Origin of the sequence: Geothrix sp., from assembly GCF_030219325.1 — a bacterium.
Lineage (GTDB): Bacteria > Acidobacteriota > Holophagae > Holophagales > Holophagaceae > Geothrix.
Genome location: NZ_CP126625.1, coordinates 1163302 through 1185673 on the forward strand (window position 1 = coordinate 1163302; position 22372 = coordinate 1185673).

Here is a 22372-nt window from a genome sequence, read left to right on the forward strand (position 1 = left end):
GGAAAGGCTGCGCAGCTCCTCCTCAGGATGCCGCTCCAGATCGGCGAGCCCGCGCCGGGAATCGGCGGACGGTCGTTGCTATGATCCATCCAGCCTTCCAAGGACAGCCCATGACCCGCCATCCGGATTCCCCAGCCTTCGATCGCCGCACCTTCCTGGGCGCGGGCCTGGCCATGAGTGCCGGCGCGCTCATGGGGGCGGGCAGGAAGGCTCCGGCCGCCGCGGGCCTGGTGCTGGAGGAGGCCAGCATCGAGTACCTGCAGGCCGGATTGGCCGGGGGGCGCTGGACTTCGGTGGACCTGGTGCGCCGCTACCAGGCGCGCATCCGGGCCCTGGACCAGTCCGGCCCGAAGCTGAACTCGGTCATCGAACTGAACCCGGAGGCTCTGGCCATCGCCCAGGCCCTGGATGCGGAGCGCAAGGCGGGGAAGCCGCGCGGGCCGCTGCATGGCATTCCGGTGCTCATCAAGGACAACATCGACACCGCCGACCGCATGAAGACCACGGCCGGCTCCCTGGCCCTGGCGGAGGCGCCTGCGCCCAGGGAGGACGCCTTCATCGTGGCGAAGCTGCGTGAAGCAGGCGCGGTGGTCCTGGGGAAGACGAACCTCAGCGAGTGGGCCAACCTGCGCTCCACCCGCAGTAGCAGCGGCTGGAGCGGGCGCGGCGGCCAGACGCGGAATCCCTACGCCCTGGACCGCAGTCCCAGCGGCTCCAGCTCCGGCTCGGGTGCTGCCACCGCGGCCAGCCTCTGCGCCGCGGCCGTGGGCACGGAAACGGACGGCTCCGTGGTGAGTCCTGCCAACGCCAACGGCCTGGTGGGCCTCAAACCCACGGTAGGCCTGCTGAGCCGCAGCGGGATCATCCCCATCTCCCACACCCAGGACACGGCCGGGCCCATGACGCGCACGGTGCGCGACGCGGCCCTCCTGCTGGGCGCGATGGCAGGCACGGATTCCAGGGATGCCGCCACCCGCGAGGCGGATGCCCGGCGGGATGTGGACTACACCCGCTTCCTCGCGAAGGGCGGCCTCAAGGGCGCCCGTCTCGGCGTGGTGAAGAACCTCCTGGGCGTCCACGCCCACGTGGATGCGGTGATCCTGCCCGCCCTGGAGACCCTGAAGGCCCAGGGGGCCACGCTCGTGGACGTGGAGCTGAAGTCCGCGGCCTACGACGATGCGGAATTCGAGGTGCTGCTCTACGAGTTCAAGGCGGACCTGAACGCCTACCTCGGGGGCCGGGGCGGCGCCGTGGAGGACCTGACCACCCTGATGGCCTTCAACGAGCAGCGGCGCCAGGAGGAGATGCCCTTCTTCGGCCAGGAACTGCTGCAGCAGGCGCAGGCCAAGGGGCCGCTGACGGATGCGGCGTATCTGAAGGCCCTCGACACCTGCGCCCAGGCCCGCCGGGACATCACGGGCCTGCTGGAGAAGCATCAGCTGCAGGCGCTTGTGGGCCCCACGGGCGGACCGGCCTGGCTCATCGATCACGTCAACGGCGACAGCTCCAGCCTCAGCTTCTCGAGCCCCGCGGCGGTGGCCGGCTGTCCCCACCTCACCGTGCCGGCCGGCTTCGCCTTCGGGCTGCCCGTGGGGCTGTCCTTCGTGGGCGGCCCCTGGCAGGAAGGGATTCTGTTCAGGCTGGCCTTCGCCTTCGAGCAGACCACCCGGGCGCGGCGGGCGCCGAGGTTCCCGGCGACCGCCGCCGTACCCCGTTGACATCCACCCCGGCCCCCCGCACCCTGGGCCATTCCCCACAGGAGCATTCATGAACCGAGCCCTGCTTGCCCTCCTCTTCGCGGCCGCCTCCGTGGCGGCCCTGGCCCAGACCAAGCCCGCGCCGGCGCCAGCGGCCAAGCCCGCCGCCCCCGCCGCCAAGCCGGCCGCTCCCGCTCCCGCGGCGAAGCCCGCCAGCGCCATCCTGGCCAACAAGGACTCCAAGACCTACCACCGCGCCGACTGCAAGGCCGCCGCGAAGATCAAGGAGGCCAACAAGACGTCCTTCGCCTCCGCTGCCGAAGCCGACAAGGCCGGCTACAAGGCCTGCAAGGTCTGCAAGCCGTAGGAAGTCCTCAGTCCTCAGTCAAATGACCATTCGTGGAGGTTCCTATGAAGGTGCTGCTTCCGATCCTGCTCGGCGCGTCTCTGGTGCTCTCGGCCCAGATTCCCACCAAGGAAGAGCTGAAGGCCAAGGCGGACGCTGCCGTGGATGCGGGCAAGGCCAAGGCCGATGCCAAGGCTGAGGACGCCAAGGCCAAGGCCGACCAGAAGGTCACGGACGCCAAGGCCAAGGCGGATGCCAAGGCCGACGCCAAGGCGGGCGCCATTCCCGGCGCCAGCGACAAGGTGAAGGCCGCCACCGCCAAGGGTGAGGGCGCCGCCAAGACCGGCACCGACAAGGCCAAGGGCAAGACCAAGAAGGGGGCCGAGAAGGGCGCCGCCAAGGCCAAGGCCGTCACCGAAAAGGCTGCTAAATAAGCATTTCTCTAACTCCAAAAAAAGGGCGCCGGAAGGCGCCCGTATTTTGGAGTGAGGACGAAGTCCTACTTCTTCGGGAACTGCCGGTCGTAGGCTTCCTGGGCGTACTCGCTGGGGGGCACGCCGAAGCGGCGCTTGAAGGCGCGGGTGAAGGCGCTGGCGTCGTAGAAGCCGAGGATCTTCGCCACGTCGCTGGGCCGCTCGCCGTTGGCCAGCAGGGTGACGGCGCGCTGCAGGCGCCGCTCGATGAGGTACTGGTGGGGCGTGGTGCTGGTGGCCTCGCGGAAGAGGCGGATGAAGTGGTCCGGCGTGCAGCGGGCCATGGTGGCCAGCTCAGGCACGCTGTTCTTGGCGCCCAGGTGGACTTCCATGTGGTCCAGCACCAGCTGCAGGGTGGAGCGGTTCAGGCGGTAAGGGAAGCGGCCCCGGTCCTCCTTCTCCGTCAGGCGCGACAGCTCGGCGCCCAGCAGGATGAGGAACAGCTCGCGCGTCATCAGCTGCACGCCATCGGGATTCGTCAGCTCCTGCGTGAAGATGCTGAAGAGCTGCTTGAGGCTGAGGCTGCGCAGCACGGCGAAGCTGGATTCCTGCCACTTGCGGGGCGGATGCTGCAGGGAGGACAGCAGGGGCTCGGGGAAGGGTCCTTCCATGAACAGCGCCGTGAAGCCGAAGGGCGTGTTCGCGTGATGGCGCTTCAGCGTGTGGCCGAAACCCGGCAGCAGCAGGGCCAGGTCGCCGGAGCGGATCACCCCCTCCTCGCGGTCCTCGCCGGTGCACACGCGCACGGCGTGGGTGGGCTGCAGCAGCGTCCAGGCGTCCCGGGCGGGCAGGATCTTGGACGGCACAGGATCGCGCTTGAGCACGGCCAAGCGGAGCGGTCCACTGGTATAGGTCAGGAGGTTTTTGGCTTCTGGGTCGCTCATGGCTCAGGAATAAAAAGAGATGCCTACCGAGGCATTACGGGAGGATGACAGGAAAATCATCCTGAGGACGGGCGATTTTCACAGCGCCGTCATTTGTGATCCCCGTCAGGCCCGGGCGAAGGCTGCCGCGAGGCTCCTGAACATGCCGAGGCCGCCTGTGGGGCCGAGCTTGGGGTCCACGGCCCGCTCGGGGTGGGGCATCATCCCCAGCACGTTGCCCCGGACGTTGACGATGCCCGCGATGCCGTTCATGGCGCCGTTGGGCACGTGGGCCTCGCCGATTTCGCCCTTCGAGGAGCAGTAGCGCAGGGCCACGCCGCCCCGGGCCTCCAGGTCCGCCAGGTCTGCGGGATCCAGGGTGAAGTTGCCTTCGGCATGGGCGATGGGCACCTGGAACACCTCGCCGGGCTTCATGGCCCGGGTGAAGGGCAGGTCGGCCCGCTCCACGCGCAGGTGGACGTCGGCATGGATGAAGCGCAGCGACTCGTTGCGCAGCAGGGCGCCGGGCAGCAGCTGGGCCTCGCAGAGGATCTGGAAGCCGTTGCACACCCCCAGCAGCAGGCCACCGTTGTCGGCGTGGCGTTTCACGTCAGCCATGATGGGCGCCAGGGCCGCGATGGCGCCGCAGCGCAGGTAGTCGCCGTAGCTGAAGCCGCCGGGCACGAAGACCAGTTCGGTGTTCTCGGGCAGGCGCGTCTCCTGGTGCCAGACCGGGATCGTCTCCCAGCCCATCACCGTGCCACAGGCATGCAGGGCGTCGTGATCGCAATTGGAGCCGGGGAAGACCGGCACGGCCACCCGCATCACAGCACCTCGATGGAGGCCTTCTCCATCACAGGATTGACCAGGAGCTTTTCGCACATGGCCAGGGCCCTGGCCTTCACCTCGGCGGGGTCCGTGCCCGGCACGTCCATCTCGATGAGGCGGCCGATGCGGACGTGGTCCACGGCAAAGCCGAACCCATGCAGGCCCTGTTCCACCGCCTTGCCCTGGGGATCCAGGATCCCGGGCTTCAACTGCACCGACACACGCACCTTCATGGGGCCCTCCGGCTTCCAGTCTACCTGAGGGAAGCCCTTCAGCCGCGTGGCTTCCAGCGGTGGGCTTCCAGGTCCAGGTTGCCCAGGTCGTCCACCTCGATGCCCTCGTCGCGCAGGCGCCCGATCTGCTCGAAGGCGCCCCACCAGCGGCCCCGGCTGGGCACGTAGCCCCGGGTGTTGACCACGCGGTGCCAGGGCAGCCTGGTGCCCTCCGGCAGGCCCGACAGCACCATGCCCACCTGCCGAGGGCGCTGGGGGAAGCCCGCCAGGGCGGCGATCTGCCCGTACGAGGCCAGCCGGCCCTTGGGGATCTTCTTCACGATGGCCAGCACGGCGGCGCGAAAGTCCGCGGGCGGGTCTCCCGGCTCGATGCGCTTGCTGCTTTTCACTAGGCCTGCACCCCCGGGCGCTGGTCTGCGGGCACGCGGGAGCAGAAGCCTCCTTCGTAGCTGTGCCAGTGGCCCAGGTCCTCCTCGGGGTACGCCCAGCACCAGTAGCCGTCGCCGGAGTCGAAGTCCACCAGCCAGAGCCCCTTCACCTCCGCCTCCAGGTCGTTCATGCTCTGCTGCCAGCTCTGCACCAGGACCTGCAGCCGCTCCCGCAGGGCCTCGGCCCGCGTCTCGTCCTTGGCATCCTCGGCCTGGCTCAGTTCCTCAGCCAGACTGGCGGCCAGTGTGTAGACAGGTTCCGTCGTGGCCTTCACTTGCGGCATCAGGACCCGCGCTTCGTCCAGGGTGAAAATGCGGCCCATGGTGCCTCCGTTGCTCCATGATAAACCCATGCGGTTCGTGCCCCTGATTCCGTCGAGTTTTGATCCAGCGCCCTGGCTGGCCCTGGGTCCGGTCACGCTCCAGTGGGACGGCGTCCTGCACGGGCAGTGGCCCCAGGTTGCGCGGCGGGGGGTGGCCATCCATGCCGTCCACCTACCCGGCGAAGCGCCGGTGGAGGAGGCCCTGGAGGTGCTGCGGCACGGGCTCGGCGCGGATTTCCTGGTGATTCCCGTGCGGCATCCGGAGACGCGCGAGGCCGGCTTCCGGATCCTTGGGCACCTGGAGACCCTGCTGGAGGCCACCTCGGGGCGGGGGATCAAGCTGGCACTGCATCTGGAAGCGGGCTCGGAAGCCACGGTGCTGGACCTCCTGCACCAGGCCCGCGCCGAGGCCGTCGGCTTCTGCTGGCATCCCGCCATCCTGGACGCCGAGCCGCTGGCCGACCGGCTCTGGTGCGCCGTATGCGAGCCGCGGACAGACCTTCATCCACTCCAGGCTTTGGGCTACCGGTGGGACATGGCCATCGCCGCGACGGACCCGGAGGCCTTCCGCACCCAGGCCGAGGCGTTGGGGGTGGCGTACCCGCCGGTCATCTTCCCTGCGGAAATGCCCACCACGATGCTGGGACGACCCGTGGTGCCCGACGACAGCCTCGTCTTCGGCCGGCACCTGAACCGGGATGGGGAGCGCGCTTGACCCGGACCCTGCTCGTCATCGCCGGCGAGGACTCCGGCGACCTGCACGGCGCGGAACTGCTGCGCGAGTTGAAGCTCCGCGAGCCCGGGCTGAGGATCATCGGCGTGGGCGGCCCCCGCATGACGCCCTTCCTGGACCGAAAGCTGGCCGACGTGAAGGACCTCGCCGTGGTGGGCTTCATCGAGGTCATCCGGCACCTGCCCCGGCTGAACCGGCTCTTCAAGGAGATCCTCGCCGCCGCGCGGGAGGAATCGGTCTCCGCGGCCCTGCTCATCGACTATCCCGGCTTCAACCTGCGGCTGGCCAAGGCCCTGCGGAGGCAGCAGCCCGGCGTGAAGCTCCACCAGTACGTGTGTCCCCAGGTGTGGGCCTGGAAGAAGGGCCGCATTCCGGATCTGGGAACGACCCTCGATACCCTCTACTGCCTTTTCGACTTCGAGCCGGAGCTGTTCCGCGGCTACCCCGTGGACGCCCGGTTCGTGGGGCATCCCCTGGTGGAGGTGGTGAAGCCGGAGTGCGACCGCGGCACCTTCTTCGGGGAGACGGGGCTGGATCGGGCCAGACCCCTGGTGGCCCTGCTGCCCGGCAGCCGCACGGGGGAGATCCAGCGGCTGCTGCCCCCCATGGCCGAGCTGGCCCGGCGATGGCGGCAGGAGCGGCCCGAGGTCCAGTGGGTGCTGCCCGTGGCGCCGACGCTGGACCCCACCTTCGTGAGGGCCCACCTCGGCGGCGCCCCCGTCACCCTGGTCCAGGACCGGACCTACGCCGCCCGGGCCTACGCCGATGCGGCCCTGGTGGCCTCGGGGACCGCGACCCTGGAGACGGCCCTGCTGGGCACGCCCTTCGCCATCGTCTACCGGCTGAACGCGCTCACTTACCAGATCGCCCGGCACATCGTGAAGGTGCCCCACTTCGGGTTGGCCAACGTGGTGGCCGGGCGGGAAGTGGCGGTGGAACTGCTGCAGGACGAGGTCAATCCGGAGCGCCTCGGGGTGGAGCTGACGCGGTTGCTGGAGCCCGAGACGGCTCGGCGCGTGCGCGCCGAGCTGGGGGACGTGCGCGGGCACCTGGGCGAGCCCGGGGCTGCCGGGCGCGTGGCAGAAGACCTGCTCGGGAAGCTCTGACCGGTCCAGGGACGAACCTTCACGACCCCTCGCGGCATCTCAGGAAGGGAGGTGTCCCATGAACCCCATGCTCCTGACCGTTCCGATGCTGGTGCTGCAGGTCCCCCAGACGCCGCTGCCCGAGGTGGAGGCCAAGGATCTGGCACCGGCCCCACGGGGGCCCATGGCCCCTCGCGTCCCCGATGCCGGCGCCGAGCGCAGCGCCTTCGGCCAGGCCCGCCATGCCGCCCGCCGGGGGCCCTCCCTTCCCGCCGTGCAACTGCCAGGCGGCAGCGTCCGCGTGAAGGACCGGATCCCCGACATCAGCGGGTGGCGGGCCTACGCCATCGAGGTGCCTGGTGGCGCGTCCGTGAAGGCGCACGTGGTGGAGGGGCGCAAGGGCTGGTTCCGCGTTCTGGGCGTGAACGCCTGGGGTCGCGAGGAGGTCGGACTGCTGCAGAACCGGATCGCCACCGGGGAACCCCAGGCCACCTACAAAAACCCCGGTCCGGAGCCCCGCACGATCTACTTCATCGTGGACACGCTGGATTCCAACATGACCGGCGAGGCCTTCACGCTGGAAGTCACTCGCGGCGAGTAGGTACCTGGTCGATCGCCACCGCCATCCGCTGCGGCAGGGCGTCCTGGAAGGTCTTCCGCAGGGGCTCCGGGGCGCTCTGCCAGGCTTTCAAGGCCTTGGTCCGGCTCGGGTAGGTGCCGAAGCAGGCCTGCCAGAAGCGGAGCCCATCCTTGCGGACGAAGGGCAGGATCAGGAGGTCCGCCGCCCTGGATCCCGCTGCCCGGGCCACCAGCTTGAGGCCCTCCGAGCGGCCTGACACCACCAGCCGCATGGTCCAGGAGCCTTCCGGGGCTGCGCTCCTGAGTGCCTCGCCACGGTGGAGGGCCTCATTCAGGTCCATGCGGTCCAGGGGCTTGATGGCCTCCTCGGGGCTCTCCAGATCCTTCTCCGTGAGCATGCGCCGGGGGGCCTCCACCCGCACCTCCACACTGCGGGACGAGCCGCCCATGAGGTTGCTCACGCTCAGGGTGTAGACCGTGGTCTTGTCGGGCACCACGGCGATGCTGGACTGGCCGTCCAGCTCCAAGCCGCCGGGCTCCAGCCGGACCTTGGCATTACCCTGGCACAGCCAGCGCAGGTCCACCTGCTCGCCGGGTTTCACCACCGTGCGGCTTGCCTCGAAGGTGCAGACCGTGGCCGTGGCCGGAGGAAGGGCCGCCGTCAGGCGCCCCAGCACGGAGACCTCCACGGTGCGGCTCTGGCCCCCGGCGGCGTTGTTGGCCGTGATGGTGTACCGCGTGCTCTCCAGGGGGGTGACGGTGACCTCGCTCTTGCCGTCCAGTTCGAGACCGCCGGGCTCCAGGCGCACCTTAGCGCTGCCGGCGCACTCCCACTTCAGGACGACGGGTTCGCCGGGCAGCACGGCCTTGGCACTGGCATCGAAGGCGCAGATCCGGGCCGGATCCCCCAGAGCCATGCCGGGCGTGACGCGCACCTCCGCCTTGCCCAACTCGGCCCCGCCAGGCCGGGCATCGAACACGCGGTAGGTGGTGGTATAGGCCGGTCGCAAGGTCACCTGGAACTTCCCGGGCAGCACCATGCCGCCTGGCTCCAGGCGGATCTGCGGCGCCTGCGGACAGGCCCAGGTCAGCAGCACCGATTCGCCGGGCCGAACTTCTCCAGGCTCCAGGCTCAGGGTGCAGGGCGTGGGGGCCTGGGCCAGGCAGAGGAGCAGGGACAGGGGCAGGAGCAAGGGCATTTTGGGAGTGTAGCCCGGGTGATCGGATCGGTGCGCCACCGGCCTCCCGCCCGTCCGGGCACAAGACCCTGGACAAGGGGGTTAATATTCTTTCCGACTATCCCAACATCCGGAAAGGAAGGCCTCTTGCCTGTGCGGGTCGTCCCGTTGCAGTGACGCCGCCCCGCGCCGCCGCCCCATGGATCCCCAGCTCCTCATTCCCCTCCTGCCCGGTGACGTGGTCGGCCGCTACCGGGTGGAGGACTTTGTCGCGGAAGGGGGCATGGGCCAGGTCTTTCGCGCCTGGGACACGACACTCGAACGTCGCGTCGCGCTGAAGGTCATCCGCGCCGAGCATGCCAGCGAGAAGGCGGCGCTCGTCCGCTTCCAGCGCGAAGCCCAGATTCTCGCCAAGCTCGACCATCCGGGCATCTGCCATGTGTACGACTGGCTGGACCATCGCAGCACTTTGGTGATGGCCATGGAGTGGGTGGATGGGGAACCGCTGTCGGCCTTGATCGAACGGGGGCCGCTGCCGGTCCAGCGGGTGATCCGGCTGGTGCGGGAAGTGGCCATCGCCCTGGCCGCGGCCCACGCGAAGGGCGTGGTGCACCGGGACCTGAAACCGTCGAACATCCTGGTCACCTGGGACGGGGCGGCCAAGATCCTCGATTTCGGGTTGGCCAAGTCCCTTGGGCAGGCCTCCTCGGAGGATACGGAACCGGGGTGGTCATCTCCCGCGGGCGAGGACGCCTCCACGGACTACTGCGGCGAACCCGTCACGTCGCTGACCCAGCCCGGCATGATCATGGGCACCCGGGGTTTCATGGCGCCGGAGCTGCTGATGGGGGAGACCGGATCGGCCAGCGCTGACCTGTACGCCCTGGGCGTCATCACGGCCATGGCCCTCACGGGGGAGAAGAACCAGCCTGATCACGGCAGGGGCAATCCCTGGGCGCGGAGCGTGCTGAAGCGGCGCTCGGGTTCGGGTTTCCAGGCCCCGGGACCACGGGCGCTCTGGAACCTAGTGGACCGCCTGCTGTCTCCCGATCCCGACATCCGCCCTGCGGCCCAGGAGGTGGTGCAGACGCTGGACCGCCTCTCGGCGCCCGCTTCGCCCGTGTGGTGGGTCACCCTCACTGCGGCCAGCACCCTCCTGGTGGCGGGGCTTGGCTTCTGGTCCTACGCGCGCGGGGCCATCCCGGAGTTCTCCGCCACCCGCCAGGCGCGGCTGGTGGTGGTGCCGATCCGGAACCTCACCCCTGAACCGGCCCTCGACCCAGAGGCCGAGATCGTCACCACCGACCTGCTGGAGCACGTCCTCCGCTCCTTCCCGCAGGTGCGGGTGGTGCAGGATCTGGGCAAGGACGATGAACGCCCCCGGCTGAAGGGCGAGCCGTCGGAGTTTCTCCCCCGCCTGCTGGAGCGTACGGGAGCGGACCTCATTCTGTTTGGAGAACTCTCCACCCTGCCCGAGACGGGCCAGAAAGCCCTGCGGGTGAGGCTGCTGGACCGCCACGGCAGGCGGCGGGCCAGCCGTGAAGTGCTGTCCCGAGGCATGGAGTACGAGCCGGAATGGTCGGTGCCGGCGCTGGTCCAGGAACTCAGCCGTTCCGTGACGCCGCTGGGCCGGCCCCCGGAATTTCCGCCCCTGCCTTCCAAGGAGGCGCTTGAGGCTTATGGCCAGGGGCTCGACCTGCTGAAGCGGGGGGACGCGATCCGGGCCCTTCCGCTGCTGGAGCGGGCCGCGCACCTCGCCCCGCGCTACGCCCCGGCCGTCATGCGGTATGGCCAGGTGCTCTACGAGCGGGGGGATTCCAAGGCCCTGCCCACCTTCATGTGGGCCCATACCACCGCCCGGGAGATGGCCGATCGATATGCCGAGGCCGAGTCCCTGATCGGCCTCGCCCTGCTGGCCCGCCGGAACGACAAGCGGTCGGATGAGGAGGTGCCGCTCCTGGAACAGGCGCTCAAGCTGGGGGAGGCCACCGGGGACACCGATCTCCAGGCCCTGGTCCTGGATCACCTGGGGGTCCACTGGACCACCCGGGAGCGATGGGGCCAGGCCCAGCAGGTGCTCCGGTCCGCCGAGGAGAAGGTCACGGCCACGGGAAACCGGGGCCTTCGCGCCTCCATCCGGGTGGACCTCGCCAACCTGGCCAAATACCGGCCCGACGGTGCACCCCAGGCCCGGGCCCTGTACCAGGCCGCCTACGAAGATGCCCAGGTCAGCTTGAACCCGAAGCACCGAGCGGTCGTCCTGAACAACCTGGCGGTGATGGACCTCGATGAGGGCCGGGTGGCTCAGGCGGAAAAGGCCATCCAGGAGGTGCTGCTGCTGCGAAAGGAGCTTGGAGATGTGGAAGGCGAGTACAGAGCCACCCTCCTGCTGGGCATCGCCGCCTACATGCAGGGTCGGCTGGACCAGGCCGCCAGCCGCTTCGAGGCCACCCTGAAGGGCGCCCGGGAGCACGACATGGTCCTTCTCCAGGGGCGGGCGCTCTATCGCCTGGGGGATGTCCTGCGAACCAGGGGAAAACCGGTCGCGGCCTCCCAGCGCCTGCTGGAGGCGCTGGATTGCCTGCGGAAGAAGGGCACGCCCCAGAATCAGGCCGAGGCCCTGGCCACCTTCGCCGAATGCAGGGCCCGCCAGTCGGATGCCACCGGCGCCGAGCGGCTCATCGAGGAGGCCCGGCGCCTGGCCGGCAGGGATATCCCGCATGTCTGGCGTGCCAGGGCCTGGGTGGACCACCAGCAAGGACGGGACAAGGCCGCGATGGAAAACCTGTCGCAGGCCCTGGCCCTGCCGAGAAGTGAAGACCCCGAGCACCAGGACGAGCTGAAGGCTCTCCTCGCTGCCTGGTCTGGCAAAGCGAGAACGCGCGCACCTTTGAAACGAAACCCGAACCCCTGAACCCGTCATCCACCCAAGGAGGCGTCATGAACAGCAAGCCCTTCAGGCATGACACGATGAACGACCGGATCGACCCCGGAGGTGCGAAGGGATGGTGCTTCGATCAGGTCGACGAGAACCAGGAGAACCCTCGGAGCATCCATCTCAAGGCCCTGAAGAAGTGGCATGTGATCACCTTCGACCACACCGGCAGGGAGATCACCACGCCGATGCCAGATGGCGAGTACACCCTTCTTTTCCCGCCCGGCTCGGCGAACCTCTCCCTGCTCATCATCGACCCGGACCCCGGCGGTGGTGAGCGGGCCGGCGTCCCCTTGCCCTGACCCGACTTCGGTCCTCCCTTCGCAGCACTGATCCTCAAGGCCCTCCCCACCACCCCGGCCCCCATTCCAGGAGATGCCATGTGCTCAGCGACGCTCTACAGGCAAAGACAGTTCGAAATGGACCCGACCGAAGCTGCGACGGTCACCATCGTGGTGCTCGGCGACTGGGAAATCCAGGGGCCGAAAGGCAAATCGCAGTGCCTCCCTCCGGGCAGGTACAAGCTCATCTTCACGCCGAGATCGATGACCTCGCTGAAGCTGATCGTCATCGACCCGGATCCCGGAGGGGGAAGGCCCTAGGCGCCCTCAGTTCCCCAGGTACGTGAACCAGAACCGCACGCCGAGATACTGCCCCTCGTACCCCTCCGGCAGCCGCTGGAGGGGCGCGGAGCGCAGCACGGCCATGCGGGCGCTCTCGTCCATGGCCGCGTTGCCGCTGGGGATCTCCACGCGCACGCGGTCGAGGCTGCCGTCCCGGGCGACGCGGAAGTAGATCTGCACCCGGCCCTGGGTGCTGGAGACGCGGTTCCAGTTGCTGGTGATGCGGGTCTGCACCTGCTGCAGGTACCAGGTGTAGGGAAAGTCCCCGTCCACGCCCCCCACCAAGCCCACGCCGCCCTGCACGCCGGAGGTGGGGTTCAGTCCGGGGATGCCACTGCCCGCGCCGAAGGCCGCCCCGTTACCGGTGCCCACGGCCCCGGCCACGGGGGTCGGCGTGGCGGTCTTGCCCTTGGCGGCCGTGGTGCCCGTGCCCTGGCTGGCGGCGTCCTTGTTGTCGCCCCGGGCGGCGGCCGTGGTGGTCTTGGCGGCGAAGGGATCGGGGGCGGTGGCCGAGGGGGCAGTCTGGCGGACCGGGGCCACCTCCTCCACCCGGCGCAGGCGCTCTCCGGACTTGCCCACCTCCATGGCCTCGGAGCCGCCGGAGGCGCCGGCCAAGGCCGAGGGCAGGTTCACCCAGGTGACCTTCACTTCCTCGGGCTTCTCCGCGCCGCCCCCCCGGGGCCAGAAGAAGGCCACCCCCAGGGTCAGGTGCAGGGCCAGGCTCAGGGCCAGACCGGGGCCCCAGCGCAGCTCACCGAGGTGGGCGCGGCTGCGGAGGTAGGCCTGCAGATCCTGGCTCATCTCAGGTCGATGGGGGGCGCCGCGGGGGCAGCGGCGGTGACGAAGCCCACCTGAGTGAAACCGGCCTCGCGGATGGCGTCCACCACCTGGATGACGCGGCCGTAGGGCACGTTGTGGTCGGCGCGGACCAGCACGGGCCGCTTGCCGTCACTCTGGGCCTTGGCTTTCAGCTGGTTGGCCAGGACGGGCAGGGGCATGAAGGCCTGGCCGAACTGCAGGCGCCCGTCGAAGGTGATGGAAACGGTGAGCGCCTCGCTCTCCAGGTTGCGTCCGGTGCGGCTCTCCGGAAGCTTCACGTCCACGCCCGTGGTCATCATGGGTGCCGCGATCATGAAGATGATCAGGAGCACCAGCATCACGTCGATGAGCGGCGTCATGTTGATGTCGGCCATGGCGCCGCGCCTGGATCCTGGGGTGAAGGCCATGCTGCTCCCGGGCTAGAGGGCTCCAGTCTAACGCGTGGCGACCCCGGCAACGGCGCGGCTGGATCCCGGGCCCTGCGGCCCCGGTCTCCGGCAGACCGCCCGCCGGCCCAAGAAAAAGCGGGAGCCCCGGCTCCCGCTTTCCTCCTGGATCAGAGAACGCTATTCGACTTCGCCGGCCAGGGCAGGCACTTCCGCCAAGGGTGCGGGGGACTTCGACTTGCCGAGGGTGGCGTGGAAGGTCTCCCAGTCCAGCTCCTTCTCCCAGCTGGCCATGACCACGGCGGCGATGCAGTTGCCGATGTGGTTGGTGATGGCGCGGGCCTCGGACATGAACTTGTCGATGCCGAGGATCAGGGCCATGCCGGCCACGGGGATGCCCGGCACCACCGCCAGGGTGGCGGCCAGGGTGATGAAGCCGGACCCGGTGACGCCCGCGGCGCCCTTGCTGGTGATCATGGCCACCACTAGGATGCCCATCTGCTGGCCCAGGGTGAGCTCGATGCCCAGGGCCTGGGCGATGAAGAGCGAGGCCAGGGTCATGTAGATGTTGGTGCCGTCCAGGTTGAACGAGTAGCCGGTGGGGATGACCAGGCCCACGATGGACTTCGACAGGCCCAGCTTCTCCATCTTCTCCATGAGCGGGATCAGCGCCGACTCTGACGAGCTGGTGGCCATGACCAGCAGGAGCTCGTCCTTGATGTAGCCCACCACCTTGAAGATGTTGAAGCCCGCCAACCGGGCGATGATGCCCAGAACCACGAAGATGAAGATGGCGCAGGTCGCATAGAAGAGGAAGATGAGCTGGGCCATGGGCACCAGCGACTTCAGGCCGAACTTGCCGATGGTGTAGGCGATGGCGGCGCCGGCGCCGATGGGGGCGAGGTAGAGGATCTGGTGCATGACGCCGAAGAACATCTTGCTGACGTTCTCCAGGAAGCCGATGAGGGGCGCCTTGTACTTGTCGTTCATGGCGGCCACGGAGAAGCCGAGCAGCACGGAGATCAGCAGCACCTGCAGGATGTCGCCGTCCGTGAAGGCGCTGAACATCGTCTTGGGGATCATCTTCAACAGGTGCTCCGAAACCGTCATGTGCTGCGCCTGCGCCACGTACCCGGCCACCAGCTTGGGATCCAGCTTCGATGGATCGGCATGGAAGCTCCGGCCGGGCCCGAAGACGTTGGCCATGACCAGTCCGATCACCAGCGCCAGGGTGCTGACGATCTCAAAATAGAGGATGGCCTTGCCGCCCACGCGGCCGGCCTTCTTGATGCTGCCGGAGCCCGCGATGCCCAGCACCACGCTGCAGAGGATCACGGGCGGGATGAGCATCTTGATGAGGGCGATGAAGCCGTCGGCCAGGGGCTGCATCTTCACCGCGATGATGGGGAAGAAGTGGCCGAGCAGGGCGCCGAGGACGATGGCGACCGCGACCCAGTTGTACAGTTTCGTTGCAGCGCGCTTGATCATGGGACCTCCGGGGGGTTTTCCCTATCCTCGGCGGTCCTGGTGGAAGTCGGTCGTTCTGGAAGTTGATTCCAGGAATTGGAACTTTTGTAAGCGGCCTTGTAACGCCGGTCACAGGAACCGGTGGGCCTCGCGCAGGTAGGCCCGCTGGAGCTGGAAGCGGTGGACCGGCCGGCCGCCGGTGCCATAGCCGGGTTCCATGCGGAGCACCTTCAGGGTGCAGAGGAACTCGAAGTACTTCCGGACGGACACCCGGGAGATGCCCACCTGCTGGCCGATCTCCTCGCTGGTGAACCAGGAGGGATCCCCCTGCCAGGCGGCGATGGCCTGCAGCACCTTGTCCAGGGTGTTCCGGTCCAGGCCCTTGGGGAGCCCTTGCGTCGCCGGCCGCTCGGCGGGACGGCGGGCCAGGCGCTTGTCGAGTTCGGTCTGGTCGAGGGTCTGCCCCTCCCGGATCAGGCGTCGGGTCTCGCCATAGCGCTCGAAGGCCTGCTTGAGCCGCTCGAACTCGAAGGGCTTGATGAGGTAGTCCACCGCGCCCAGCTTCAGGGCCCGGTCGATGGTCGCCGCATCCCTGGCCGCGGTCACGAAGATCACATCCACATCCAGGGCCTGCCTGCGGATCTCCTCCATGAGCTCGAGGCCGCTCTGCCCGGGCATGAAGATGTCCAGCAGCAGCAGGTCCACGGTGTGGGTCCGGAGCAGGTCCAGGGCCTCGGAGGCGCTCCGGGCGGAGGCCACCATCTCGAAGCCCGGCACCCGCCCCAGGTACAGCCGGTTGAGCTCGGCCACCATGGGATCGTCTTCGACCAGCAGCACGCGGATCATGGTTCCTCCCCGGGCAGCGGGATGGTGGCTGAGAAGCGGGCACCGCCCTCGGTTTGATTCTCCGCCAGCAGGCGCCCGCCGCGGGCCTCGAGGGTGCGGGCCACCTGCCAGAGCCCGAAGCCCCGGTGCTCGCCCTTGGTGGAGGCCCCCCGGGAGAAACCGCGGGCCCGGATGGATTCCGGCAGTCCAGGCCCTGTGTCCTCGACGGCCAGGTGCAGCCAGGATCCCTCGGGGCGGAGGACCACGCGGATCTCGCGGCGGGGCCCGTCCCCGATGGCCTCGACCGCGTTCTCGAGGAGGTTGCCCAGGATGGTGACCAGGTCGTGGGAGAACCCGTCGTCGGCGCCCGGAGATAGCGAAGCCTCCGCATCCAGCTGCATGTGGATGTTCTGCTCCCGCGCCGAGGCGAAGCGCGCCAGCAGGAAGCCGGCGACGACGGGGTCCTTGATCCGCTGGACCACGAAGCCCACCTCGTCGTCGAGGCGGCCTGCCACGCCGGTGATGAAGGTCTTGAGGCGGTCGTATTCCTCCAGCCGGACCAGTCCGAGGATCACGTGGAGCTTGTTCATGAACTCGTGGGTCTGAGCCCGGAGGGCATCGGCATAGAAGCGGACCCCGGTCAGCTGCTCGGCCAGGCGGTTCACCTGGGTCTTGTCGCGGAAGGTGGCCACGGCCCCGGCAATGCGCCCATCCACCAGCACCGGGACGCGGTTCGTCAGGATGGGCAGGCCCAGGATGTCGCCCTCCTGGTCGTACTCGGCCTGGCCGGTCTCGATGATGGTGCGGAGCCTCGAACTGGGCAGCACCTCCTCGACGTTGCGGCCCACCAGCTCGCCGTGGCTCCCGGCCAGCGCGAAGAGCCGCAGGGCCTCCTCGTTGACGATGGTGACGACCAGATCCCGGTTCACCCCGATGATGCCCTCGCGGACTGAATGGAGCATGGCGTTGCGCTGCTGGAGCACGGTCGAGATCTCCTGGGGCTCCATGCCCATCAGGATCCGCTTGATGCGGCCGGCCAGGTACAGGGCACCCAGGATCCCGGCGGCGAAGCCGATGACCCCGCCCAGGGCGATGCGCTTGCGGATGCTGACGACGGCGCGGTCCACGCCGGACTGGAGCAGCCCCACGGCCACGGCGCCCACCTGCCGGTCCCCATCCCGGACGGGGGTGAAGGCCCGCAGGGAGACGCCGAGCGTGCCCTTGGCCACGGAGAGGTAGGATCGCCCCCGATAGACATCCGCATCGTCACCACCGGCGAAGTGCGCCCCGATGAGCGACCGGTTGGGGTGGGAGAGCCGGAGGCCGTTCATGTCGATGACGACGACATAGTCCACGCCCGATTCGATCCGGATCTGTTCGGCCAGGTCCTGGACCTGACCTGGAGGGCGCCTTCCCACCAGCCCCTCCCGCACCACTTCAGACTCGGCCATGATCCGCGACAGCAGCACGACCTTTTCGCCCAGGGCCTCCCGGGTCTGCTGCTCCATCCGCCAGTGCACCAGGATGCCGGTGAGGAGCAGGGCCAGGCCCAGAATCAAGGAGACCAGGAGGGTGATCCTGGTCCGGAGCTGGAGGATTGGGCGCACCCGCGGCATGTTATGGATCATCCTAGCCGGTCCCGGCCAGGAGAGCGTCACCCCGGGGCTACAGGCTGACCGGCGCCACCAGGTACTTCCCCTTGGCGTCCCGGCTCACGGTGCCCGCGGGGATGTCGGGGTCGTGCTCGAAGACGCAGACCGTGCCGTCCCCCGTGACTTCCGCGAGCACTTTCTGGCGCTCGTCCACGCAGGTGACCACGTCCAGGTCGTAGCCCATGACCCAGGCAGGTTGGATGTGGCGGGCCGTGGGGATGAGGTCGGCCAGGTACAGGAGGCGCTGACCGCCGCCTTCGACCACCACGTTCTGCAGGCCTTCGATGTGGCCGGGGGCGGGACGCACGGAGATGCCGGGCAGGATCTCGGTGGTGCCTTCCACCGTATCCAGGATGCCCGCGGCCTCCATGGGTTCCCAGTTCTGGGGCAGGTAGCTGGCCTTCACGCGCAGGTGCGGGTGCCTGGCATCGGCGAGATCCTGGGCCTGCACCACGTAGCGGGCGTTGGGAAAGCTGGGGACGATCCTGCCGTCGGCATCGAAGCGCGTGCTGCCCCCCGCGTGGTCGAAGTGCAGGTGGGTGAGGATGCAGAGGGTGATGTCCTCGGGCTTCACGCCGTGCCCGGCGAGGCTGGCGTCCAGCACGCCCCGGCCCTGGAACTTGAAGCGGGCCATGAAGTCGTCGGTCTCCTTGTCGCCGTTCCCGTTGTCCACGAGGATGACGTGCTTCCTGCCACCCACCTCGCCGCGGATCAGCAGGCAGTTGGTGGCCATGAGGATCTGGTTCTCTTCGTCGGCGGGGTAGATCTTGTTCCACACCACCTTGGGCACCGTGCCGAACATGGCGCCGCCATCCAGCCGGAAGGTGCCGCCGCTGACGATCTGGACATCCCAGGGACCGAACTGCATGGAGACCTCCTAGAAAGCCAGGACTTTCCTGGCGGCGGCCAGCACCTTGTCGGTGTTGGGCAGGGTGGCGCGCTCGAGGATGCGGTTGAAGCCCACGGGGGTGAACTCCGAGCCCACCCGCTCCACGGGGGCATCCAGCCAGGGGAAGCACTCGGAAGCCACGATGGCCGCCAGCTCGCCGCCGAAGCCGCCGAAGACCTTGTCCTCGTGGGCGATGAGCACGCGATGGGTTTTCTTCACGGAGGCGATGATGGCTCCGGTGTCCAGGGGACTCAGGCTGCGGAGGTCGATGACCTCTGCGGACTTCCCCTCCTTCTCCAGCTTGGTCGCGGCTTCCAGGGCGAAGTGCACCGGCGTGCCATAGGTGAGGATGGTGAGGTCGGTGCCCTCGCGGCGGACGCGGGCCTTGCCGAAAGGTACGGCGAAGTCCAGGGGGATGGTGGCGTGGGCCATCTTCGCGTTGTAGAGGAACTTCGGCTCGAGGTACAGGGTGGTGCCGCGGCTGCGCAGGGCCGTGCGCAGCAGGCCCGCGGCGTCGTCGGCGAAGGCGGGCACCACCACACGGATGCCGGGCAGGGTGGTGAGCCAGCCCTCCACGTTCTGCGAGTGGTAGAGACCGCCGCCGATGTAGCCGCCGGAGGCGATGCGGATGGTGATGTTGGGCGAGAACTGGCCGTTGCTCCGCCAGTAGTCGTGGCTGGTCTCCACGATCTGCTCAGCGGCGGGCCAGATGTAGTCGGCGAACTCGGCACCCTCCACCACCACGCGGATCTTGTCGTCGAGACGGACGAAGCCGTTGGCCGTGCCCACGATGTAGTCCTCGGCGATGGGGCCGTTGAACACGCGCTTCTCGCCGAATTCCTGCTGCAGCCCCTTCGACACGTTGAAGATGCCGCCCTTCTCCTTGTTGGCCATGTCCTGGCCCCAGATGAAGGTGTCGGGATTGTGCCGGAACTCCTCCTTGAGGGTCTGGTTCAGGGCCGCGATGAGGCTCAGGGTCTCGCCCGTTTCGCGATGCGTGCCATCCGGGTACTGCTCCGATACCCAGCCTTCGGGGATGACGAAGTCGTGGATGCTGGCGGGGTCCGGATTGGGCGCGGCCATGGCCTTGTCATGGGCGGCCAGGTAGCGGGCCTGGTTGTCGATCTCGATGGCCTTCAGCTCATCCTCGCTGAGCCCGTGCTCCAGGCAGTAGGCCCGGAAGCGGGGCAGGGGATCCTTGGCCTTGGCCTCGGCGCGTTCGGCGTCGTCGCGGTAGAGCTCATGCCGGTCCGAGTTGGAGTGGCTGCCGATGCGCACGCAGGTGGCGTAGACCATGGCCGGTCCCTTGCCGGTACGGACGTAGGCCAGGGCCTCCTCCATGGCCCGCATGGAATCCGGGAAGTCGAGCCCGTCGCACTTGATGATCCGGAGGTTCGGGAAGCCGCTGAAGTTGTCGCAGATGTGCTCGTTGGCGCTCTGGTCCCGCTTGGGCACCGAGATGCCGTAGCCGTTGTCCTGGACGACGAACACCACGGGCAGCTGCTCGCGGTCGGCGCCGTTGATGCTCTCGAAGCAGTAGCCTTCGGACAGGGAGGATTCCCCCTGGCTGCTGAAGACGATGCTGTCGCGGCCATAGGTTTTCACCGCGCGGGCCAGGCCCACGGCGTGCTGGGTGTGGTTCCCCGTGAGGCTGGACACGTTCTGGATGCCGATGGAGGGCTTCGCGAAGTGGTTGCTCATGTGGCGCCCGCCCCCCGCGACGTCCGTGGCCTTGGAGATGCCGTTGAGGATGATCTCCTCGGGGGTGAGGCCCGCCGCCAGGCAAGTGAGCATGTCGCGGTAGTAGGGGAAGAGGAAGTCGCGGCCGGGCCGGAATGACAGGCCGGCGGCCAGCTGGATGCCGTCATGACCGGCGCAGGGCGCGTGGTACGACCAGCCGATGGCCTGCTTCAGGTAGTTCGGGGCCTTGTCGTCCAGCAGACGGCCGAGGTGCATCAGCTCATACCAGTGGCAGAGATCCTCGCGGCTGGGGCCTTCGCGGCCATCCAACGCGTTGAGGGCCGTCTTCACCAGGGTCGGAGTGTCCAACATCCACCTCCAAAGATCCGGACTCTCACCGGCTGTACCAGAGCCTTTCATCATCCCATGGACCCGCGGACGGGGCCAACCGGCAGACCTGGGCGCAGGACTCAGCCGTGGTTCCAGAGGAGGGCGGAACCCTCTCGATTGGCGTCCGTAAAGGCTTTCGCCACGCGACGCAAAGCCGACTTCATGGTCATGTCCTTGCCGTCCGGAAGCCATAGCGTGGCTCCGGTCGGATGGTTTCCGACGGTGGCGCGAAGGCGGGACAGCAGTACTTCCGCGCCCGAATCGCTGGTGTGCGGCAGGAGCAGCAGGTACTGGTCCGTGGACAGTTCCACCAGGAGATCCTCGCCACGGAGGTGGTTCATCACCGTGGCCAGCCGGCCCTTGGTGCCCGGAAGCATGGGCTGGGACCACAGGGCGAGGGCCATGGGTTCCCGCCGCCGCCGGGCCATGAAGAGCGTGGAGCGCAGCCAGATGTCCAGGTAGCGGCGGTTGGGGAGGCCCGAGCGTGCGCTGAGCAGGGCGCTGTCCTCCACGATGGCACTGCTCAGTTCCAGAGCGTCGAGGGCGGCCTGCAGCTCCCGCTTGAGGTTCTCGGATTCCAGCGTCCGCGCGATGAGATGCCCCATGGTGCGCAGCAGGGCCAGCTCGGCGCGGGTGAACGGCCGGGGGGCGTGGTGCTGCACGCAGAGGGTGCCCACCGCCTGGTCCCCCACCTTCAGGGCCACGCCGGCATAGGCGCGGATGCCGAGTTCCAGATGGCCGGGCGACTTGCGCCAGCGGGGTTCCCTGGCCGCATCGGGGATCGTGAGCGTGCGGTCCGGATGGGCGATCACGAAGGGACAGAAGCCCTTTTCCGGGGCCTCGAAGATGCGGTCCATGTTGGCGCGGGGGGCCACCGACCACCAGAACACCTCGTGGCCGAGCCCGGTGATGCGGGTGAGGAGGGCCCGGTCCACCCCGAGGGCCTGCACCAGCAGCGCCAGCCCGTGTTCGAAGAGCCGGGCCGAGTCGGTCCGACTGTCGTGCAGCAGCTCGGACAGCGAGGCAAGGTGATCCGCGGTGCCGGTGCGACGCTTGACGGGTTTGGCCACCACCACGCGGATCTCCGGAAGTGCCTTTAGGGTGCCCGCCTTTTTGCCGGGCGCAACCCCTACCTGGGGAGAAGGTGGAACCTGGGACTTCCGTCCTACCAGCTGACCACACGGAGGCTGGGACTGATTTCCTCCTGGAGCAGCCCCTCGATGTAGTGCAGGGTGCCGCTGGTGGAAGAGGGGCAGGAGCCGCAGGCACCGTGATAGCTGATCTGGAGGGTCTGGCCGTCGAAGGAGATCACCTCCAGGCCACCGCCGTCGCCGGCCAGCCCGGGGCGGATGCGGGTGTCGAGCAGGTGGTTGATGCGCTCCAGGACGGCCGCGGAATCACCGCCCGTCACCTGGCCCCCGGCCTCGCCCGTGTCGTTGTCCGGCAGGCGCAGATCCTCGATGGCCTCGCAGATGGGATCGATGAGGTCGCTCCACTCTGCCGAGGGCTCCTTGTTCACGGTGACGAAGCGGTCCATGTAGAACACGGAGGTGACCTTGCCCAGACCGAACAGGCAGGAACCCAGGGGATCACCCACCGCGGCTCCGAAATCCTTGAATGATCGGGAACCCGCCTTCAGGATGGCCGGATGCACCAGGAACTTCAGGGCGTCGGGATTGGGCGTGGGTTCGATGTTGATGACCTTGGGCATGGCGGTCTCCCGATAAAGTTTACCAAATCCGTCAGGATTTACGAGGGCCCATACTAAGAGTGCCTAACAACACCCCGACGAGACCGCGATGAAGCCAGGCAGGATGCACCGCAAGGAAGGGCCCGCAGGGCAACGTGGTTCGTTGTTCAAGGGACCTGACGCCGCGGGGCACCTGCCTGGCTTCATCCCTCCGGGCGAGGGCCGGCGGGCGTCGCGATGCCGCGTCACG

General features: G+C 68.4%; 24 protein-coding genes. 9 read left to right on the forward strand and 15 right to left on the reverse strand.

Going from position 1 to position 22372, the window contains the following annotated elements; translation table 11 throughout:
* Nucleotides 1–110: 110 nt before the first annotated feature.
* The 3 genes from QOZ81_RS05160 to QOZ81_RS05170 are packed head-to-tail and all read left to right on the forward strand — an operon-like array spanning nt 111 to nt 2477.
* Nucleotides 111–1718: an amidase gene (locus QOZ81_RS05160; protein WP_291200578.1), complete on the forward strand. Its 1608-nt coding sequence runs from the start codon at nt 111–113 to the stop codon at nt 1716–1718.
* A 49-nt stretch (nt 1719–1767) separates the two neighbouring features.
* Complete coding sequence (locus tag QOZ81_RS05165; protein ID WP_291200575.1) at nt 1768–2064, forward strand: Ada metal-binding domain-containing protein; 297 nt, start codon at nt 1768–1770, stop codon at nt 2062–2064.
* A 44-nt stretch (nt 2065–2108) separates the two neighbouring features.
* A complete protein-coding gene (locus QOZ81_RS05170) occupies nt 2109–2477 on the forward strand; it encodes a hypothetical protein (protein WP_291200573.1) in 369 nt (122 codons plus the stop codon).
* A 65-nt stretch (nt 2478–2542) separates the two neighbouring features.
* Here QOZ81_RS05170 and QOZ81_RS05175 read toward each other — a convergent pair whose 3' ends face one another.
* The 5 genes from QOZ81_RS05175 to QOZ81_RS05195 all read right to left on the reverse strand — a co-directional run bounded on the left by QOZ81_RS05175 (nt 2543) and on the right by QOZ81_RS05195 (nt 5191).
* Nucleotides 2543–3400 (reverse strand): AraC family transcriptional regulator, encoded by an 858-nt coding sequence (locus QOZ81_RS05175; protein ID WP_291200570.1) that lies wholly within the window; start codon nt 3398–3400, stop codon nt 2543–2545.
* Nucleotides 3401–3505: 105 nt separating this feature from the next.
* Nucleotides 3506–4204, reverse strand: a complete 699-nt coding sequence (gene purQ / locus QOZ81_RS05180; RefSeq protein ID WP_291200567.1) for a phosphoribosylformylglycinamidine synthase subunit PurQ — start codon at nt 4202–4204, stop codon at nt 3506–3508.
* The gene (purS, locus tag QOZ81_RS05185) at nt 4204–4440 is read right to left on the reverse strand and encodes a phosphoribosylformylglycinamidine synthase subunit PurS (protein ID WP_291200564.1); all 237 of its coding nucleotides are present in this window, start codon (nt 4438–4440) and stop codon (nt 4204–4206) included. The genes purQ and purS overlap by 1 nt, the downstream gene beginning before the upstream one ends.
* 38 nt (nt 4441–4478) lie before the next feature.
* Nucleotides 4479–4829: an MGMT family protein gene (locus QOZ81_RS05190; protein ID WP_291200561.1), complete on the reverse strand. Its 351-nt coding sequence runs from the start codon at nt 4827–4829 to the stop codon at nt 4479–4481.
* Nucleotides 4829–5191 carry a DUF2203 family protein gene (locus QOZ81_RS05195; protein WP_291200558.1) on the reverse strand — a complete coding sequence of 121 codons (363 nt, stop codon included), beginning with the start codon at nt 5189–5191 and terminating at the stop codon, nt 4829–4831. Before QOZ81_RS05195 ends, QOZ81_RS05190 begins: the two co-directional genes overlap by 1 nt.
* Before the next feature lie 28 nt (nt 5192–5219).
* Here QOZ81_RS05195 and QOZ81_RS05200 point away from each other — a divergent pair, with 28 nt between their 5' ends.
* Genes QOZ81_RS05200 through QOZ81_RS05210 form a run of 3 tightly spaced genes read left to right on the forward strand, consistent with a single transcriptional unit; the run spans nt 5220 to nt 7610 of the window.
* Complete coding sequence (locus QOZ81_RS05200) at nt 5220–5906, forward strand: hypothetical protein (protein ID WP_291200555.1); 687 nt, start codon at nt 5220–5222, stop codon at nt 5904–5906.
* Nucleotides 5903–7030: a lipid-A-disaccharide synthase gene (gene lpxB, locus QOZ81_RS05205; protein WP_291200552.1), complete on the forward strand. Its 1128-nt coding sequence runs from the start codon at nt 5903–5905 to the stop codon at nt 7028–7030. The genes QOZ81_RS05200 and lpxB overlap by 4 nt, the downstream gene beginning before the upstream one ends.
* 58 nt (nt 7031–7088) lie before the next feature.
* On the forward strand, nt 7089–7610 hold the full coding sequence (locus QOZ81_RS05210) for a hypothetical protein (protein WP_291200549.1): 522 nt from the start codon (nt 7089–7091) through the stop codon (nt 7608–7610).
* Here QOZ81_RS05210 and QOZ81_RS05215 read toward each other — a convergent pair.
* Nucleotides 7594–8826 (reverse strand): hypothetical protein, encoded by a 1233-nt coding sequence (locus QOZ81_RS05215; RefSeq protein WP_291200547.1) that lies wholly within the window; start codon nt 8824–8826, stop codon nt 7594–7596. The genes QOZ81_RS05210 and QOZ81_RS05215 overlap by 17 nt on opposite strands.
* 139 nt (nt 8827–8965) lie before the next feature.
* Between QOZ81_RS05215 and QOZ81_RS05220 the strand changes: the two genes are divergently transcribed.
* The 3 genes from QOZ81_RS05220 to QOZ81_RS05230 all read left to right on the forward strand — a co-directional run bounded on the left by QOZ81_RS05220 (nt 8966) and on the right by QOZ81_RS05230 (nt 12303).
* Entirely contained in the window at nt 8966–11680 is a 2715-nt protein-coding gene (locus QOZ81_RS05220) for a protein kinase domain-containing protein (RefSeq protein ID WP_291200545.1), read from the forward strand.
* 26 nt (nt 11681–11706) lie between these two features.
* Entirely contained in the window at nt 11707–12003 is a 297-nt protein-coding gene (locus tag QOZ81_RS05225) for a hypothetical protein (protein WP_291200542.1), read from the forward strand.
* 78 nt (nt 12004–12081) lie between these two features.
* Nucleotides 12082–12303 carry a hypothetical protein gene (locus tag QOZ81_RS05230; protein ID WP_291200540.1) on the forward strand — a complete coding sequence of 74 codons (222 nt, stop codon included), beginning with the start codon at nt 12082–12084 and terminating at the stop codon, nt 12301–12303.
* A 6-nt stretch (nt 12304–12309) separates the two neighbouring features.
* Here QOZ81_RS05230 and QOZ81_RS05235 read toward each other — a convergent pair whose 3' ends face one another.
* The 9 genes from QOZ81_RS05235 to QOZ81_RS05275 all read right to left on the reverse strand — a co-directional run bounded on the left by QOZ81_RS05235 (nt 12310) and on the right by QOZ81_RS05275 (nt 22143).
* Nucleotides 12310–13125 carry an energy transducer TonB gene (locus tag QOZ81_RS05235; RefSeq protein ID WP_291200537.1) on the reverse strand — a complete coding sequence of 272 codons (816 nt, stop codon included), beginning with the start codon at nt 13123–13125 and terminating at the stop codon, nt 12310–12312.
* Nucleotides 13122–13550, reverse strand: a complete 429-nt coding sequence (locus QOZ81_RS05240; RefSeq protein ID WP_291200534.1) for an ExbD/TolR family protein — start codon at nt 13548–13550, stop codon at nt 13122–13124. Before QOZ81_RS05240 ends, QOZ81_RS05235 begins: the two co-directional genes overlap by 4 nt.
* Nucleotides 13551–13709: 159 nt before the next feature.
* On the reverse strand, nt 13710–15017 hold the full coding sequence (gene dctA / locus QOZ81_RS05245; protein ID WP_291200531.1) for a C4-dicarboxylate transporter DctA: 1308 nt from the start codon (nt 15015–15017) through the stop codon (nt 13710–13712).
* Between the two features lie 108 nt (nt 15018–15125).
* On the reverse strand, nt 15126–15842 hold the full coding sequence (locus tag QOZ81_RS05250; protein ID WP_291200528.1) for a response regulator: 717 nt from the start codon (nt 15840–15842) through the stop codon (nt 15126–15128).
* A complete protein-coding gene (gene dcuS, locus QOZ81_RS05255) occupies nt 15839–17437 on the reverse strand; it encodes a DcuS/MalK family sensor histidine kinase (protein ID WP_291200525.1) in 1599 nt (532 codons plus the stop codon). The genes QOZ81_RS05250 and dcuS overlap by 4 nt, the downstream gene beginning before the upstream one ends.
* A 49-nt stretch (nt 17438–17486) precedes the next feature.
* Nucleotides 17487–18341 (reverse strand): MBL fold metallo-hydrolase, encoded by an 855-nt coding sequence (locus tag QOZ81_RS05260; RefSeq protein WP_291200522.1) that lies wholly within the window; start codon nt 18339–18341, stop codon nt 17487–17489.
* Between the two features lie 9 nt (nt 18342–18350).
* Nucleotides 18351–20318, reverse strand: a complete 1968-nt coding sequence (locus tag QOZ81_RS05265; RefSeq protein WP_366082984.1) for an alpha-ketoacid dehydrogenase subunit alpha/beta — start codon at nt 20316–20318, stop codon at nt 18351–18353.
* Between the two features lie 194 nt (nt 20319–20512).
* Nucleotides 20513–21502, reverse strand: coding sequence for a GAF domain-containing protein (locus QOZ81_RS05270; RefSeq protein WP_291200516.1), 990 nt, complete (start codon nt 21500–21502; stop codon nt 20513–20515).
* A 95-nt stretch (nt 21503–21597) separates the two neighbouring features.
* On the reverse strand, nt 21598–22143 hold the full coding sequence (locus tag QOZ81_RS05275) for a NifU family protein (protein ID WP_291200513.1): 546 nt from the start codon (nt 22141–22143) through the stop codon (nt 21598–21600).
* Between the last annotated feature and the right edge of the window lie 229 nt (nt 22144–22372).